The following is a 16,315-nucleotide window of genomic DNA, read 5'->3' as shown; positions in this document are numbered from 1 at the left end:
GCCATAGAGCATCACAACATAAATAACGAGATCATCTGTGGATAAGATTGTGATCTAATGAAATTCGCACAGCAAAAATAATGATCTTTTTTAAAAGAAAGATCGTGCTGTAAAGCAATAAAAATAAGGGAATGAAAAATAAGAGTGTGGACTGCGTACCTGTAACTCATCATTCCATTTTATGTGGATAACTTGGTGAACTTATTTTTTTCGTTTAACCAAATTGGTCAGATAATGTAGCATAAGAAATTAGCAATCCAATACTGGTTATTAAGACTTTTTTTTAAACGGCTGGTGATTTTATAGCCAAAAATAGAATAAGTCGGTTTGGCAAGGTCTAGGAGGACATTATGAAGCAAGTTGCAGTGATTTTAAGTGGGTGTGGTGTATTCGATGGCGCTGAAATTCATGAGTCAGTATTAACGCTTTTAGCTATTGAACAAGCCGGAGTAAAATACCAATGCTTTGCGCCAGATAAGGCTCAAATGCACGTAGTGAATCATTTAACGGGAGAAGTTTCAGAAGATGAGACTCGTAACGTATTGGTTGAGTCTGCACGAATTGCCCGAGGCAATGTAAAGCCTGTTACAGAATGTAAGGTATCAGACTTCGACTACCTTATCGTACCTGGTGGTTTTGGTGCTGCTAAGAATTTATGCTCATTTGCCGTTGATGGTGAAAAAAGTAGGGTAGATAAAGATGTGCTTGCGGTGTGCAATGACTTTGCGAAAGCAAAGAAACCTGTGGCCTATGCATGCATTGCCCCTGCTATTGCAGCTAGTGTATATGGAAACAATGTTAAACTGACCATTGGTAGCGATGAAGATACCGCCAATGCCTTGAACGCGTTAGGGGCATGCCATGTAAACTGTGAAGTAAATGAAGTGGTGGTAGACGTTGAAAATAAACTGGTTACTACGCCAGCCTACATGACGGCACAAAATATCTTACAAGCCCATGCTAGTATTAGTAAAATGGTAGAAACAGTACTAGCGATGAAATAATTTGCTTATAGCCCTATAATCGCGTCAATGTAGTAGAAACCTTGTATCCTCTAAAAACCGCGAACACTGTTAATCGCGCGTTTACTAATAACGAAAGGCATAAAGAAGCATGCACTACCGTGCCATTGTACGAATTCTAGGGCTCCTTATTGCGCTATTTAGCGTCACCATGATCCCACCAGCTGTGGTATCTCTGATTTATCAAGACGGCAGTGGTTTGCCTTTTACCCTTGCGTTCTTTATTTGCGTAGGTGGCGGTATGGTGCTTTGGTACCCAAACCGCCAGCAAAAAAACGATTTACGAGCGCGAGAAGGCTTTTTAATCGTTGCCCTGTTCTGGTCGGTACTAGCAAGTGTGGGTGCCATTCCTCTTATGTTGCTAGAACAGCCTAGCATGACCATAACGGATGCCTTTTTTGAATCATTCTCAGGACTAACCACCACCGGTGCAACGGTAATCGAAGGCATTGATTTCTTACCCCATTCGGTACAGTTTTATCGACAACAACTACAATGGCTAGGCGGTATGGGTATCATTGTACTTGCCGTAGCAATACTGCCTATCTTAGGGGTTGGGGGTATGCAGCTGTACCGTGCAGAAACTCCAGGGCCGGTTAAAGATAATAAAATGACGCCTCGTATTGCAGATACCGCTAAACACCTTTGGTACATTTATCTTTCTATCACTATTGCATGCGCCGCAGCGTATTGGTTGGCCGGCATGGATATGTTTGATGCCATTTGCCATGCGTTTTCAACCGTTGCCATTGGGGGCTTCTCAACACACGATGCTAGCCTTGGCTACTTTAATAGCCCAATGGTGAATGTGGTTTGTACGGTCTTTCTATTAATTGCTGCACTTAACTTTTCACTCCATTACGCAGCAGTGAGTACCCGTTCGGTAAAAGGCTATTTTAACGACCCAGAATTTAAAGCCTTTTTCTTTATTCAAGCCACACTTATCATGCTGTGCTTCTTGGTACTCACGCTATCAGGTTTTTACGATTCTGCTGAAACCGCGCTCGATCAAGCTATGATTCAAGCCGTATCAATCAGTACTACTGCGGGGTTTGCGACCACAGACTTCTCAATTTGGCCGACGTTTTTGCCCATACTACTCATCTTTTCAAGTTTCATTGGAGGCTGCGCAAGTTCAACAGGAGGCGGCTTAAAAGTGGTTCGAGTCTGTTTACTGTTCCTTCAGGGGAAGCGTGAAGTAGACAGGCTTATTCACCCTAAGGCAGTGTATTCCGTTAAGTTAGGAGAACGTGCAATGCCTGATAAAGTAGTAGAGGCGGTATGGGGCTTCTTCTCTGCTTACGCGGTGGTGTTTGTTGTACTTATGATAGGGCTTATTGCAACAGGACTAGATAACTTAAGCGCGTTTACCGCTACCGCAGCCATGCTAAACAACCTTGGCCCTGGATTGGGCAGTGTTGCGTCTAACTATGCGGGCGTAACCGATGCTGGAAAGTGGATTTTAGTGGTGGGAATGGTGTTTGGGCGACTGGAGGTCTTTTCGTTACTGGTACTATTTTCACCTACGTTCTGGCGAAGTTAATACGCTTTCGATACGTGCATTGTTCTATTTACCCAAAGAAGAATGCGCTGGGTTGGAACAGCTTTTCTACATCGCCAATGTATTTTTTGTCGACTAAGAACAGAATAACGTGGTCATTTGCTTCAATAAGCGTATCGCTATGGGCAATGATCACTTGGTCGTCTCTTACTACCGCGCCTATGGTAGTACCAGGAGGAAGTTTAATTTTACCGATTTCTTTACCCACAACCTTGGACGTATTTTCATCACCATGTGCAATCGCTTCTATCGCCTCTGCTGCACCACGGCGCAAAGAATATACGTTTACAATATCTCCGCGTCTAACATGGGTAAGTAGGGCCGAAATCGTCGCCTGTTGCGGTGAAAAAGCAATGTCTATTTCTCCACCTTGTACTAAGTCTACATAAGCACTACGTTGAATCAGTACCATGGCTTTTTGTGCGCCCATGCGCTTGGCCAACATGGCAGACATAATGTTAGCTTCATCATCATTGGTCACCGCAATGAATGCATCAACTTGCTCGACATTCTCTTCACTGAGCAACTCTGGATCTGATGCATCACCGCTAAACACAATCGTTTTGTCTAAGTGAGCAGAAAGGTATTTTGCTCTTTCGTGACTAAACTCAATCAGCTTCACGTTATGTTTGTGTTCAAGTTTTTTCGCTAGTCCTGCACCAATTAAGCCGCCACCGGCTATCATAATACGTTTATAGCTAGACTCTAATTTTTGAAGTTCACTCATTACCGCACGAATATGCTTAGTTGCAGCAATAAAGAATACTTCATCATCGGCTTCGATAACGGTAGTACCCAGTGGTCGAATAGGGCGACCGCGGCGATAGATTGCTGCCACCCGTGTTTCCACATTGGGCATGTGGTCTTTTAACGCTGATAACGCATGACCTACCAGTAAACCACCATAATAGGCTTTTACCGCCACTAAGCTGGCTTTACCATCAGCAAATTCAACAACCTGTAAAGCACCAGGGTAGTCTATAAGCCGTTTAATAGCTTTAGTCACTAGCTGTTCAGGAGCAATGATGTGGTCTACAGGTATGTCCTGCTGCTTATAGAGTTGTTCTTGGTAAATAATGTATTGTTCTGAGCGAACGCGAGCAATCTTGGTCGGGGTTTTGAATAAACTAAAGGCAACTTGGCAAGCGAGCATATTGCTTTCATCACTGTTCGTTACCGCGATAAGCATGTCGGCATCTTCTGCACCGGCTTTTCGTAATACGTCCGGGTGAGAACCCACGCCATTAACCACCTGTAAATCTAATCGGTCTTGAAGCGCACGCAAGGTATTGGGATCAGAATCGATAACCGTAATATCGTTCTTCTCTCCTACAAGGTTTTCAGCAAGTGTTCCGCCAACCTGCCCTGCGCCTAAAATGATGATTTTCATCGGTGTTTATGTGCCTTATTGCTTTTATTTGCTCAACGACTTTACCAGTCTCGCATAGTAGAAACCATCCATTTGTTGCTCACCAGGTAGGATTTGTCTACCAGGGTTACTCGGAGTTTCCGTTTTTATAACAGGTACTAATGTGGCATCTGCATTACGTTCTAAAAATGCGCTAATCTGTTGACTATTTTCTTGTGGCAGAATCGAGCAGGTGGCGTAAAGCAATGTGCCACCGGGCTTGAGTGTTTGCCACAAGCTAGTCAGTATTTCAGCTTGTAGTGCTGCAAGTGCATCAATATCACTAGACTTTCTTAGCCAGCGAATATCGGGGTGGCGTCGTATAACACCAGTGGCAGAGCAGGGTGCATCAAGCAAAATTCGGTCGAAGTGTTGTCCATCCCACCATGTATCAGGCTTAGCCGCATCGCCTTGCTTTATAACGGGCAAATTGGTTTGAGTATGCTGCAGGCGAGTCATGTTTTCTTCAACGCGCTTTAAGCGGTTCTCGTCAGCATCAAGGGCAAGGCAATAGGCTAATTCAGGGGTACGCTCAATAATATGACCCGTTTTACCACCAGGGGCTGCGCAACAATCTAATACGCGCTCGTGTGGTTGAGCATCTAAATAATGGGCTGCAAGCTGAGCTGCACCATCTTGTACAGCAAAGTGGCCTTTTTCAAACCCTGACAGCCCCGTAATATCCTCTCGGCCTTCAAGTCTGATAGCATCTGGGTGTTCAGCACTTAACGAATAGTTAATCTCAGCAGCATCCAATGCAGCAGCGTAATCGGTAAGAGATACTTGTTTAGTATTTACTCTTAGCCAAATAGGCGCCATGGCATTGGTAGCTTCGCGCACGGCATCAGCATCTTGGCCATAGGCATCTTCTAGAGCCTTAAATAACCACTTGGGTAACCCACTGGCAATAATGGGATTATCGATAGGTTTGTTAACCAGTTCTTGGCGCATAAAGTTGCGCAGTACAGCGTTAACTAAGCCTTTTAAAGCTGTGCCGCCTAAGTAAGGAGAGGCATTAACGGTTTCGCCTACCGCAGCATGTTGACTTACGCGAGAAAACGCTAACTGGTACAGCCCCAACAGAATAAGGTGCTCTATTACTTTTTTATTCCCTTTTAAAGGGCGATCGAGTAACTCTCGTAACCAGTGCTGTAATATGGGAAGTTTACGCATGACGCCCAAAGACATTTCTTGGATCCACGCATTGTCTCTAGGATGATGGCGACGTTGAACCCGCTCTAGACAGTCTCTTGACGATTTACCTTGTTCTAGAATTTGGTATATCACCCATGCACAATCGGCACGCAGGTTTTTTTGTTTAGGTAATGGAGTGGGTTTCACTATTCTTCCGTACTGGCAATGCAGTTACCTGGTGTGAACCAGTCTTTGCGAGCATTAACGACATCTGCAGCGGGCAATGCTTTTTTCCCAGGTATTTGCAGGGTGTTGATTCGAAGGGCACTTGTTCCCGTGGCTACCACAATGCCGTGCTTGTCAGCTTGAATGATAGTACCTGGCGCATGTGAAGTTGGTAGGCCGTCAACCACATCCACCGACCAAATTTTAATATTTTGCGACTCAATTTTAGTCCACGCTACAGGCCATGGATTAAAGGCGCGTACGTTTCGTGCAATTTGCGCTGCGCTATCGTGCCAATTAATAAAAGCTTCTTCTTTGGAAAGCTTTTTGGCGTAAGTTGCTTCGCTATCATCTTGCTTTACAGGTGATAGGGTGTCGATACCATTTACTACATCTAATAGTGCAGTAGGGCCAAGTTCAGCAAGTTTCTCGTAAAGTGAGGCACTTGTATCGCTTTCGCTAATTGGCAAGGTTGCTATATGCAACATGTCACCTGTATCTAGCCCTTCATCCATCTGCATGATGGTAACACCAGTCTCGCTATCACCGGCCCATATCGCGCGTTGAATCGGTGCAGCACCTCGCCACTTAGGCAAAATTGACCCATGCACATTAAGGCAACCTAATTTAGGTGCATCAAGTACGGGCTTAGGTAAAATTAATCCATAGGCAACCACAATCATTACATCGGCGTTAATGTCTGCCAATATTTTCTGCGCTTCGTCATTCTTTAAGCTGGCTGGCTGATAAACTGGAATCTCATGTTCTTGAGCAAGTACTTTTACGGGGCTTGGTGTAAGTTTTTTGCCTCGTCCAGCAGGACGGTCTGGTTGGGTGTACACCGCAACAACTTCATGAGTGCTAGATAATAAAGCACTCAGATGCTGAGCAGCAAAATCCGGTGTGCCTGCAAAAATGATGCGTAATGGTTTGATCAAAACTAACCTCAGTCGCGTGCAGCTAAACGTGCTTCTTTTTCAAGCTTTTTACGAATACGCTGGCGTTTAAGCGGAGACAAGTAATCAATAAACAGTTTGCCTTTGAGATGATCCAATTCGTGCTGAATACAAATAGCCAATAGACCGTCTGCTTCCAACTCAAATGCTTCACCATTTTCATTCAGTGCTTTTACCGTAATTTCTTCTGCGCGCTCAACTTTTGCGTAGTTGCCTGGAACCGAAAGACAACCTTCTTCACTAATAGTGCTGCCGTCTTTTTTGGTGATTTCCGGGTTGATAAAAACACGAGGCTCGTCTTGATCTTCCGCTACGTTCATTACAACAACTTGAACATGTCTGTCGACTTGAGTAGCAGCCAAACCAATTCCATTCTCGTCTTTCATGGTTTCAAACATATCTGAAACCAATTGTTTAATGTCGTCATTCACTTCTTCTACCGGTTTTGCTACGGTACGAAGTCGCTCATCGGGAAAACTTAATACGTCTAAAATTGCCATGTGTCGCTTATTTAACCTTTTCGCTGTATAAATTCATATACGATCTAGTCGCTCGCACCCTTTACAGTGCCTTTTGAGTTACTATTCTAACGTATATCGAGTTATATCGTGCAGTTTTTTGCTGCCGCGCCACAGTATTGGGGCACAATATCGATATAGTAGTATTGTCTGAAATTTCAACAGTAAATGGCAGTGGAAAAATTGCGGAAGGTTAATTTGAAAAATCGATTGAAGAATGTAACACGTGCAATGGTAATAGTAGTGGCGTGTTTTGCCGCATTTTCAGCAATGGCCAAACCGCTAAAAGAATCCGCGCCAGATACTTACACAGTTCAACAAGGCGATACCTTATGGGGCATCGCTAATCTTTTTTTAAATCAGCCATGGCTGTGGCCTGAACTTTGGCGTCACAACACCCAAATAGATAACCCGCATTTAATTTACCCCGGTGATGTTATCTCGGTGTCTTATATAAATGGTGAACCCGTATTTTCGATAAATCGAGATAAGCCAACCCTAGTGCTTTCGCCTGGTTCTACCCGAAGAGTGAAGAGTACACCTATAGAGACCCTATCATGGTCGGTATTAGCCCCTTATATAAAACAACACACGCTGGTATCTGAGGAAGAGTATGAATTACTTCCTCATTTATTAGGTAACCACGATGGTAATGTGAGTTTTGTGTCTAACGACCTAGTGGTAAGCCAAAAAGAAAACCGCACTGAGGATCAGTATCAGGTGGTAAGAAAGCAATCTATTATACGCAATATGCAGGGTAAGGTGCTTGGTGTGCAACTTACCCATGTAGCGAAAGCTAGCTTAGAGAATGACGTGTCATTGCCAAACGCTAGAATGGTGAAGCTTTCAGATTCAAATCAAGAAGCAAAACGTGGAGATAAGCTACTTACGGGTAACTTTACGTTAGACGATGATTTAGTTCTGCAAGAAGCAACATCACAACGGGGTTTTGTAATTGGCGATTTACACGATCACGACTTACTCGGCCGTTACGATGTTGTGGTGTTAGATTTAGGCGCACGTGAGCTAACAGCGGGTACCGTAATGGGCATCTACGCTGGTGGGCCTGACATTATAGATGGCGAAGAACCCCAATACGCAAGCAACCGTGATGTTATAAAAGGAAACGGGATTTTTACCGATAAAGTACAGCAACCTGCACTTAAAATTGGTGAAGTCATTGTGTTTAAAACTTTTGATTCAGCTAGCTACGGCATTATAACTCGAGCAAAAGAAGGCGTAAGACGCGGCTTCATTGTGGCAAAACCCTAATACGTTATTGCCGCTTATTATTTAGGAGCGGCAATGACAACTTCCCAACCACATGAAGCAAGTAGTGATTCTGTTCAAGTATTGGATAAAACCTTAAGCAAAGAACAGATGGCGTGGCTGACAATGGCGTCAGCAATAAATATCGCTACAGGGAAGTGGCTCAAGGCGCTTGAAGCACACTCTCTTAGCGAAGTAGCATTACTCGATGCTTTTCACAAAACGGCTTTCACCTCGGGTGTTCTTCATACCCTTACACAATCAATATCTCTCAACTTACTTGAAAAAGCGAAACACTGGCACGCTTCACATGCAAAGCATCATATCGTTACCCTAGGGTGTGCCTATTACCCTGAACTATTAAAAACCCTGCCAAACCCACCACTGGTGCTATTCGTTATAGGTAATATTGATACCTTGGTAATGCCCCAAATAGCGATAGTAGGGAGTAGGCGAGCTAGCCATCAAGGTAAGCAAATTGCCACTGATTTTGCCGAAGCACTAGCAAGTAACGGCGTAGCAGTAACCAGCGGGTTGGCAGCAGGAATAGATTCAGCTGCCCACAAAGGTGGTTTGGTGTGCGAAGGTGGCACCCTTGCGGTAATGGGGACGGGGCCTGATATTGTGTACCCCCCTAAAAATGTATCACTACACCGGGACATCGTGAATGCAGGGGGCGCTTGTATTACCGAGTTCTTTCCAGGTGTATCTGCTAAGCCTTGGCATTTTCCCCGAAGAAACCGAATAATTGCTGCTATGTCACTTGGAACCCTAGTCATAGAGGCAAAAATAAAGAGTGGTACCTTGATAACTGCGAATTTGGCCGCAGATATGGGGCGTGAAGTATTTGCAGTTCCTGGAAGTATCTTCCATGCTTACTCCGAAGGATGTCATTGGTTAATTCAGCAAGGCGCTAAGCTGGTAACCTGTGTTGATGACATTTTCGATGAAATTGTAGTGTCGACTGGTGAGAGAGAATGCCAGAACGAAGCGTTAAGTAAAAAAAGTGAAGTGAATAACTTGGCAACCGATAAATTATTAGATAGTGTGGATTACGACATCACCGCTATTGATGTTATAGCGCAGCGCTGTACCTCTCCTGTTAATGAGGTTATGGCATCATTATTAGAATATGAGTTGCGTGGTTTAGTAGCTGCTGTCCCTGGTGGCTACATTAAATTGAGGGGAAAATAATATGTTCGATATCCTCATGTACCTGTTTGAAAACTTCATTCACAGTGAAACTGAAATTCGAGTCGATCAAGACGAGCTTACCGAGGAGTTGGTACGCGCGGGTTTCCATCATGATGAAATCTACAAAGCATTAGCGTGGCTTGAAAAGCTAGCGGCTTTGCAAGAAACAGATATTAAGCCTTATTTTTGTAAAGGGATTAGTACCAGCCTCAGTCGTATTTATACGCATGAAGAGCAGATGCGATTAGACGTAGAGTGCCGTGGCTTCTTGTTATTTTTAGAGCAAGTGGGCGTGGTAGATGCGTCAACGCGAGAAATGGTAATAGACAGGGTAATGGAAATAGACTCTTCTGAATTCTGTTTAGAAGACCTAAAGTGGGTAGTGCTAATGGTACTGTTTAATGTGCCAGGTAAAGAAAAAGCCTACGCACAAATGGAAGATTTATTATTTGATGAACCTGACGGCGTGTTGCACTAATGTGCTTCATGTCGTGCTAGTTGCTGGTTTATGTCGAAAATTGATCATTCACTTTTCTCTGCGCACGAACATGCCTTAGAAGACGCTTTCGGTGATTGTCCCGATTGCGGTAAACCACTGCATATAAAAAACAGCAAATCAGGCCCTTTTATTGGCTGCACCGGTTACCCAGACTGTCATTTCAGCAAGCCATTACACGATAAACAAACTACCTTATTAAAACTACTTGATGGAGTTTCCTGCCCAGAATGTGATTCTACCTTGGCTATCAAGAAGGGGCGGTTTGGTATGTTTATAGGCTGTACCAATTTTCCTGAATGCCACTATATCTCGCCAATTAAACAGCAAGAAGACACCCACGTTACTTGCCCTAAGTGTAAAAAAGGACAACTTGCGTCCCGCACCAATAAATACGGTAAGCAGTTTTTTGCGTGTGACCATTATCCCCACTGTCGTTATGTGCTAAATTTCACGCCAGTAAATGAAACATGCCCCGATTGTGGATGGACCGTTCTGATTAAAAAGAAAGGCCAAATTTGTTGCCCTCAGCCAGCGTGTGGCTTCAAAAAAGACGATAAATAACACCTACAGAGAAAAACACTAATGAGTATCCCGACCAAGGGGCAAGTAGACACTAGCGACCCAATTGTATCCGCGTTTAAAAATGGTGACTTATTGGTTTACCCTACCGAAGCGGTTATGGGCATAGGCTGTGACCCAGACAACGAAGCGGCTGTGTTAGCGCTCTTAGCATTGAAGCAGCGCCCCATAGAAAAAGGGGTAATTTTGATTGCCGCTAACTATTCTCAGTTATTACCTTATATAAATGATGAAGCCATACTTCAGCACAGACGTACTGAAATTGTGTCTAGTTGGCCTGGGCCAAATACTTGGCTGCTACCTAAGTCGGCGTCGACGCCACAATGGTTAACTGGCAAGCATGAAAAAATAGCGGTTCGAGTCAGCAACCATCCAGTGGTTAAAGCTTTATGTGAAAAGCTAGAAAAGCCACTTGTATCTACAAGTGCCAACCTAACTGGCCAACAACCCGCAATCACGCAGCAGGATGCAATCAATATATTTGGTGATAGTGTTTTCTATATTGATGGGGAAGTAGGTGGCCACGCTAAACCCAGTACCATCCGTGACGGCGACACCGGAGAGATAATAAGATCATGATTGACCCCCAACACGTAAATCAACAGTTAGACGGTAAAGACGCCGGTGAAGTAATAGAACAAGTAAAAGCGTACTTATTGTCTTTGCAGGACAACATTTGCCAAACCTTAGAACTTGCCGACGGTAAAGGGCAGTTCAAAGAAGATTCTTGGGTTCGCGAGGAAGGTGGTGGCGGGCGTTCACGGGTTATTAAAAACGGCGCAGTAATAGAGCAAGGTGGGGTTAATTTTTCTCACGTGTTTGGTAGCCAAATGCCGGCGTCTGCCACGGCTAACCGTCCGGAACTTGCGGGTAGAAACTTTCAAGCCATGGGGGTCTCGTTAGTTATTCACCCACACAACCCCTATATTCCAACGTCTCATGCAAATGTACGCTTTTTTATTGCCGAAAAAGAAGGTGAAGCCCCTATTTGGTGGTTTGGCGGTGGGTTCGATTTAACCCCGTTTTACCCCTTTAAAGACGACGTCGTGCATTGGCACAATACCGCGAAGAAATTGTGTGCTCCCTTTGGTGAAGACGTGTACGGGAAATATAAGAAGTGGTGTGATGACTACTTCTTCTTAAAGCATCGCAATGAAACACGTGGTGTAGGCGGTTTATTCTTTGACGATTTAAATGATTGGGGTTTTGAAACTTCATTTAACTTTATGCAGGCAGTGGGTAATGGTTTTGTCGATGCTTACGTACCTATCGTAGAAAAGCGAAAAAGTACCTCATACGGTGAAAGAGAGCGTGACTTTCAGCTTTATCGCCGTGGTCGCTATGTAGAGTTCAACTTGGTATTCGATAGAGGCACCTTGTTCGGGTTACAAACTGGTGGTAGAACCGAATCAATCTTAATGTCTATGCCACCACTTGCCCGATGGGAGTATTGCTATACTCCAGCCCCAGGTAGCGCGGAAGCAAAGCTAACTGATTGGCTTCAGCCTACAAACTGGTAATATTTTGCACCATGGGTTCTTCCTGTGGTGCCATTCCCTTGATCCACATCAAATTCCCTCATTACCAAGGTATGTAGCTAGATTGCACCTTGCGCTGGATCAAATTATTTTCTTTTTAAACGTTTACAGTGTCGTCATTATCATTAAACACACAAGAGACACACAATGCGTACACACACACTTTCAGCCATATGTATTTCTTTAGCGCTTGCCGCTCCTTTTGCTTCTGCTCATGAAAAGGGTGATTGGATAGTTCGTGGTGGATTAACAACCGTTGCGCCCGACGAATCATCCTCTAACATCATTGCCGGTGGTAGCGATTTAGGTGTAGCACTGACTATCGATAACGATACCCAGTTAGGATTAAACGTTGCTTATTTCATCACCGACAATATCAATGTTGAATTGTTGGCCGCAACGCCGTTTACTCACGACGTGAATTTTTCGGTAAGCGATCCACTAGGTACAGGTAACACATTGGGAGAGGTCACGCACTTACCCCCTACTATTACCGTTAACTACTACTTCAACGACGCAAACTCAGCGTTTCAGCCATATGTTGGTGCGGGTTTAAACTATACCTTTATCTTTGATGAATCATTTACTGCTGCAAATAAGGAAGCGGGGCTTGATGATTTATCTTTAGATAACTCTGTAGGCATTTCTGCACAAGTAGGGATGGACTATCAAATAGATAAAGAGTGGCATGTAAATGCGTCAGTACGTTACATCGATATTAATACCGAGGCGTCATTTACCGTAGGTGGTGCAGAAGGTAGCGTAAACGATATTGACATCGACCCTTGGGTTTATACCTTGTCAGTAGGTTACACATTCTAAGGTTCGTTTAATAAGGTAAGTTGCCTTAAATAAGCAGCTTAGCAAGGCATAAAACCTTATATCGTAATCTAAAGCGTTCCGTGTTTTACGGAGCGCTTTTTTATTTACTATTAATCATATGCTCGGCAAGTTGATCGAGTGCATTAAGAAGTTGCTGTGCGAGGGGGAGGTCATCAACAGTCTCGTGCATGGCTTTGCGCATACAATACATCCACTGGTCTTTTAATTCAGGTGTAACACTAAAAGAAAGATGCCGTGAACGTAACCTTGGGTGACCATATTGTTGCTGATAGGTGTCAGGTCCGCCTAACCACAAACTTAAATAAAGAAAAAACACTTCTCTAATTCTATCTGTTGGCTGAGGATGAATGGCGTAAAGCTCCTTCGCAATAGGATCATCACGCATAACATCATAAAAGCGGTTTGCCAAAAGGCGTACCTTATCTTCTCCACCTATACGGTAATATGGTGTAGTCTCTGACACAGCAGGTTTTTCCTTTCGTATCGATTTAAAGAAGTTAGACATTCCCATGACAGACAGCCTTATTAATAATCCAATGAAAAAGTTTGCCGTTTTCGGTAACCCTATTGTTCAGAGTCTATCACCAACTATTCATGAAATGTTCGCTAAGCAATGTGGCGAGCAAATTAGTTACGAAAAGATCCTTGCGCCAGAAGATGGTTTTACGCCTGAAGCGAAGGCATTCCTAGCGCAACCGAGCGCAGTGGGTTGTAATGTCACTATGCCGTTTAAACAAGATGCCTTTGCCCTTGCCAACGTAGACGACCAGGCTGCGTTAGACGCAAAAGCAGTTAACACCTTAATGAAGCGCAGCGATGGCACTGTTGCAGGTTTTAATACCGACGGGGTGGGGCTGGTGAATGATTTACTTAACCACGGCGTACAGCTAAAAAATAAACGTGTGCTATTAATAGGTGCCGGTGGAGCAGCAAGAGGCGTGATAGCGCCACTTATTGCTTCAGGCATAGCGTCGTTACATCTTACTAACAGGACAAAGGCTAAAGCAGAAATAGTGGCAAGTGAAACGGGCGGAGGAAAGGTTAAGGTTGTTGGTATAGAAGACTGCGATACAGTAGCCCCACATATTATTATCAATTCAACAGCCGCCAGTTTAAGCAATGAGTTACCGTGTAGTTTAGATGGCGGTGTTTTACATCACTGTGAAGTGGTTTACGACATGGTTTATAAAAACTCGCCCACGCGTTTTATGAGAGATGCGGCAGAGTTGGGTGTAAAGACACAGATAGATGGGCTAGGGATGTTAGTTGAACAAGCTGCCGAATCATTCTATATATGGACGGACAAACAACCGAATACAAAAGACGTTATTGAATATCTCAGAAAAGTCGTCGTTGGATAGGTTTAGTTAAGGAAATGGTTGCCCCCCCCCCCTCGTAGTTTGATATTTTCACGATAGTTGGCGAAAGTGATTACTTGTATTTACACGGTCGTCAATAGTCGCTAAGGACTTACAATAAAATTTATAAACAAGGAAAGTTATGAAATCAATTTCTTCTCTCTTATTCACCGCTGGCCTTATCATCAGCGCAGGTTATTCGCATGCTACGACAAAGGTTACTGTTTGTCAGAGTAACTCAGCCTGTTCTGATTCTGCATTGAAAAGCCATGTTATTTCTGTCGCTCAAGGCGAATCAGCTGATGTAATTGTGTTGGACATTCTAAATGGAAAGAGTTTTCACTATGAGGTCGCGGTGATTGATGCTGGTGGGCTTGAATTCCCTGGTATGTATACAGTGGGAGCGCGAAAAGTATCAACTTTACCCGATGAGGTTACTATAGCTGCTGCAGAATTCATCGGGTTTAGTACCGATCCTCTTGGAAATACACTAGATGATGCATCTACGAAATTAAGTGTAGTCAACGGAAGGCCTGTATATATGCTTAGTGATGTATGGGACGGGCCCCAGAGTTTACCGGAATTGAGTCAGTCTATTTATCAAATAAATAGCGCAATCTCTTCTAAGCTTCAAAGAGCGGCTGAGCTTAGAAAAGTAGATGTTCAAGTTAGTTTGTCGGCGGCATTACAAGCTGCAATATCTAAGGTAATTACGGGTTCCATTTCAGCCTCTGTCGCAGTAACTCAGTCCTCTTCAAATCAAATGACAGTATATTTTAAAGGTAATAATTATCTAACTGTTGCTGTGAAGTTAACCTACAATGGCGCGAATGGGGTTTCAGCAGAAGTTAAAGCACTGAGTGTTATTGATAATGGAGTAGTAGTATTTGAGATACCAGTGGAAAATGGAATTGCTAATCTTGAGGCCGTTTTTGGAAAAACTTTCGCGTATAATGGAAGTAATCAATCGTCTATGAGTAATTGGCTTGCCGGCTTGAACCTTGGATTATCTTGGAATAGCCGACGTGGCACAGTAACAATAACAGATATTAATGATCCCGATATCGGCGAAGTCGAAGATCAATAATTCTTAAAAACAGCATCCAATATTGGATGCTGTTTTTATTTAAGATACTCATCTTTTAATACAATATAGTTGACGGCCGATTGTTTTAAAAATGCCATTTCAGCGTCATTGAGCGGTCTTTTCTTTTGCATTGGGTTGCCAACATAAAGAAACCCGCTCTTTAATCTTTTGTTTGGCGGTACCAATGTACCTGCGCCAATGAACACATCGTCTTCAACAATAACGCCGTCCATAACAATAGCGCCCATCCCTACCAAAATACGATTTCCAAGCTCACAGCCATGAAGCATACATTTATGGCCCACAGTAACATCGTCACCAATAATGAGTGGAAAACCGTCTGGGTTGGACACAGATTTACGAGATACATGTAACACACTGCCATCTTGAATATTGCTGCGTGCACCAATCGAAATATAATTTACATCTCCACGGGCAGCGACCAATGGCCAGATACTGGCATCGTCGCCTAGGGTAACGTCGCCAACGATAACGGCAGACTCATCTATATAACAGCGATCACCGAGTGTGGGAGAAGTTGATTGATAGGTTCTAATTGTCAAAATTGCACCTTTATACATAAATTCATCAATAGTGATTGCATTAAAACAGAGAACAGGGGGAAAGAACCAATCTTATTCCACCACTGTTTAAGTAAAAGTAGGCAATGGACGTAATAGTTAATTGGCGAAAACCCGTATTTATGTGTGATTTATAGGCTGTGTGGTTGGTATTTTAAGCAGTTAAACGAAATGTGACACTTTTTTTAAATCAGAGGTTGACGCAGGCTCAGAAATCTCTAGAATGCGCATCCGCTTCGACAGGAAAGTGAAATAACTTACACTGGCAAAGCAAGTCACTACTTACCTTTAAGGCCAAGTGTGACGGGGTTTTAAAGAAAACACTTCAGAAAATAAAAATTCAAAAAGTGTTGACACTGAAAACTTCAAGCGTATAATACGCACCTCGCTCAAGCAGAGTGAGTCACGAAAAAGCAATGGCTTCTAGTGAATTGCGACGAAGTCGCAACGTTCTTTAACAATTTAGACAAGACAATCTGTGTGGGCACTCATTAAGAGTGTCACACAACGACGATTCATATTCGATATATTTAATTGAAGAGT

At 43.5% G+C, this 16,315-nt stretch carries 17 protein-coding genes; 11 read left to right on the top strand and 6 right to left on the bottom strand.

Translation table 11 applies throughout. The features are described from left to right. Nucleotides 1-350 precede the first annotated feature (350 nt). The gene (elbB, locus tag KYS23_RS19530) at nt 351-1,004 is read left to right on the top strand and encodes an isoprenoid biosynthesis glyoxalase ElbB (protein ID WP_218419888.1); all 654 of its coding nucleotides are present in this window, start codon (nt 351-353) and stop codon (nt 1,002-1,004) included. 109 nt (nt 1,005-1,113) lie between these two features. Continuing rightward, nucleotides 1,114-2,565, top strand: a complete 1,452-nt coding sequence (locus KYS23_RS19525; protein WP_159534287.1) for a TrkH family potassium uptake protein — start codon at nt 1,114-1,116, stop codon at nt 2,563-2,565. A gap of 28 nt (nt 2,566-2,593) precedes the next feature. Here KYS23_RS19525 and trkA read toward each other — a convergent pair whose 3' ends face one another. Genes trkA through def form a run of 4 tightly spaced genes read right to left on the bottom strand, consistent with a single transcriptional unit; the run spans nt 2,594 to nt 6,806 of the window. Beyond that, nucleotides 2,594-3,973, bottom strand: a complete 1,380-nt coding sequence (trkA, locus tag KYS23_RS19520; RefSeq protein ID WP_013782523.1) for a Trk system potassium transporter TrkA — start codon at nt 3,971-3,973, stop codon at nt 2,594-2,596. Nucleotides 3,974-3,997: 24 nt separating this feature from the next. After that, complete coding sequence (rsmB, locus tag KYS23_RS19515) at nt 3,998-5,332, bottom strand: 16S rRNA (cytosine(967)-C(5))-methyltransferase RsmB (protein WP_218419887.1); 1,335 nt, start codon at nt 5,330-5,332, stop codon at nt 3,998-4,000. Next, on the bottom strand, nt 5,332-6,288 hold the full coding sequence (gene fmt / locus KYS23_RS19510; RefSeq protein ID WP_218419885.1) for a methionyl-tRNA formyltransferase: 957 nt from the start codon (nt 6,286-6,288) through the stop codon (nt 5,332-5,334). The genes rsmB and fmt overlap by 1 nt, the downstream gene beginning before the upstream one ends. 8 nt (nt 6,289-6,296) lie before the next feature. After that, nucleotides 6,297-6,806 carry a peptide deformylase gene (def, locus tag KYS23_RS19505; protein ID WP_013782526.1) on the bottom strand — a complete coding sequence of 170 codons (510 nt, stop codon included), beginning with the start codon at nt 6,804-6,806 and terminating at the stop codon, nt 6,297-6,299. Nucleotides 6,807-7,022: 216 nt separating this feature from the next. Here def and KYS23_RS19500 point away from each other — a divergent pair, with 216 nt between their 5' ends. The 7 genes from KYS23_RS19500 to KYS23_RS19470 all read left to right on the top strand — a co-directional run bounded on the left by KYS23_RS19500 (nt 7,023) and on the right by KYS23_RS19470 (nt 12,725). Then, the gene (locus KYS23_RS19500; protein WP_246604512.1) at nt 7,023-8,096 is read left to right on the top strand and encodes a LysM peptidoglycan-binding domain-containing protein; all 1,074 of its coding nucleotides are present in this window, start codon (nt 7,023-7,025) and stop codon (nt 8,094-8,096) included. Between the two features lie 33 nt (nt 8,097-8,129). Continuing rightward, on the top strand, nt 8,130-9,287 hold the full coding sequence (gene dprA / locus KYS23_RS19495; RefSeq protein WP_246604511.1) for a DNA-processing protein DprA: 1,158 nt from the start codon (nt 8,130-8,132) through the stop codon (nt 9,285-9,287). Between the two features lies 1 nt (nt 9,288). Further along, entirely contained in the window at nt 9,289-9,765 is a 477-nt protein-coding gene (locus KYS23_RS19490; protein ID WP_013782529.1) for a DUF494 family protein, read from the top strand. A 30-nt stretch (nt 9,766-9,795) separates the two neighbouring features. Further along, nucleotides 9,796-10,347 carry a DNA topoisomerase family protein gene (locus KYS23_RS19485; protein ID WP_159534297.1) on the top strand — a complete coding sequence of 184 codons (552 nt, stop codon included), beginning with the start codon at nt 9,796-9,798 and terminating at the stop codon, nt 10,345-10,347. A 21-nt stretch (nt 10,348-10,368) separates the two neighbouring features. Next, nucleotides 10,369-10,944, top strand: a complete 576-nt coding sequence (gene tsaC, locus KYS23_RS19480; RefSeq protein WP_126871557.1) for an L-threonylcarbamoyladenylate synthase type 1 TsaC — start codon at nt 10,369-10,371, stop codon at nt 10,942-10,944. Further along, nucleotides 10,941-11,885 (top strand): oxygen-dependent coproporphyrinogen oxidase, encoded by a 945-nt coding sequence (gene hemF, locus KYS23_RS19475; protein ID WP_159534299.1) that lies wholly within the window; start codon nt 10,941-10,943, stop codon nt 11,883-11,885. The genes tsaC and hemF overlap by 4 nt, the downstream gene beginning before the upstream one ends. Nucleotides 11,886-12,050: 165 nt before the next feature. Further along, on the top strand, nt 12,051-12,725 hold the full coding sequence (locus tag KYS23_RS19470; RefSeq protein ID WP_218419884.1) for an OmpW family outer membrane protein: 675 nt from the start codon (nt 12,051-12,053) through the stop codon (nt 12,723-12,725). Between the two features lie 100 nt (nt 12,726-12,825). Here KYS23_RS19470 and KYS23_RS19465 read toward each other — a convergent pair whose 3' ends face one another. Next, complete coding sequence (locus KYS23_RS19465) at nt 12,826-13,257, bottom strand: group II truncated hemoglobin (RefSeq protein ID WP_057794997.1); 432 nt, start codon at nt 13,255-13,257, stop codon at nt 12,826-12,828. Nucleotides 13,258-13,282: 25 nt separating this feature from the next. Between KYS23_RS19465 and aroE the strand changes: the two genes are divergently transcribed. Together aroE and KYS23_RS19455 are read left to right on the top strand one after the other, a co-directional pair. Further along, a complete protein-coding gene (aroE, locus tag KYS23_RS19460) occupies nt 13,283-14,107 on the top strand; it encodes a shikimate dehydrogenase (RefSeq protein ID WP_218419901.1) in 825 nt (274 codons plus the stop codon). A gap of 139 nt (nt 14,108-14,246) precedes the next feature. Then, complete coding sequence (locus tag KYS23_RS19455; RefSeq protein ID WP_159534305.1) at nt 14,247-15,191, top strand: hypothetical protein; 945 nt, start codon at nt 14,247-14,249, stop codon at nt 15,189-15,191. 35 nt (nt 15,192-15,226) lie between these two features. On the opposite strand, the gene KYS23_RS19450 is transcribed toward KYS23_RS19455, so the two are convergent. Beyond that, a complete protein-coding gene (locus KYS23_RS19450) occupies nt 15,227-15,754 on the bottom strand; it encodes a gamma carbonic anhydrase family protein (RefSeq protein ID WP_420838766.1) in 528 nt (175 codons plus the stop codon). Nucleotides 15,755-16,315 lie beyond the last annotated feature (561 nt).

It is taken from the genome of Alteromonas lipotrueae (genome assembly GCF_019249255.1).
GTDB classification, from domain to species: domain Bacteria; phylum Pseudomonadota; class Gammaproteobacteria; order Enterobacterales; family Alteromonadaceae; genus Alteromonas; species Alteromonas lipotrueae.
The sequence above is the reverse complement of the archived record's forward strand: the minus strand, read 5'-3'. Positions and strand labels throughout refer to the sequence as shown.

Bases quoted from the DNA above. Each gene is read 5' to 3' on its own strand.
- KYS23_RS19465 (WP_057794997.1), bottom strand. From the start codon at position 13,257: ATGGGAATGTCTAACTTCTTTAAATCGATACGAAAGGAAAAACCTGCT.
- KYS23_RS19485 (WP_159534297.1), top strand. From the start codon at position 9,796: ATGTCGAAAATTGATCATTCACTTTTCTCTGCGCACGAACATGCCTTA.
- dprA (WP_246604511.1), top strand. From the start codon at position 8,130: ATGACAACTTCCCAACCACATGAAGCAAGTAGTGATTCTGTTCAAGTA.
- KYS23_RS19490 (WP_013782529.1), top strand. From the start codon at position 9,289: ATGTTCGATATCCTCATGTACCTGTTTGAAAACTTCATTCACAGTGAA.
- hemF (WP_159534299.1), top strand. From the start codon at position 10,941: ATGATTGACCCCCAACACGTAAATCAACAGTTAGACGGTAAAGACGCC.
- aroE (WP_218419901.1), top strand. From the start codon at position 13,283: ATGAAAAAGTTTGCCGTTTTCGGTAACCCTATTGTTCAGAGTCTATCA.
- KYS23_RS19455 (WP_159534305.1), top strand. From the start codon at position 14,247: ATGAAATCAATTTCTTCTCTCTTATTCACCGCTGGCCTTATCATCAGC.
- elbB (WP_218419888.1), top strand. From the start codon at position 351: ATGAAGCAAGTTGCAGTGATTTTAAGTGGGTGTGGTGTATTCGATGGC.
- tsaC (WP_126871557.1), top strand. From the start codon at position 10,369: ATGAGTATCCCGACCAAGGGGCAAGTAGACACTAGCGACCCAATTGTA.
- trkA (WP_013782523.1), bottom strand. From the start codon at position 3,973: ATGAAAATCATCATTTTAGGCGCAGGGCAGGTTGGCGGAACACTTGCT.
- def (WP_013782526.1), bottom strand. From the start codon at position 6,806: ATGGCAATTTTAGACGTATTAAGTTTTCCCGATGAGCGACTTCGTACC.
- KYS23_RS19470 (WP_218419884.1), top strand. From the start codon at position 12,051: ATGCGTACACACACACTTTCAGCCATATGTATTTCTTTAGCGCTTGCC.
- KYS23_RS19525 (WP_159534287.1), top strand. From the start codon at position 1,114: ATGCACTACCGTGCCATTGTACGAATTCTAGGGCTCCTTATTGCGCTA.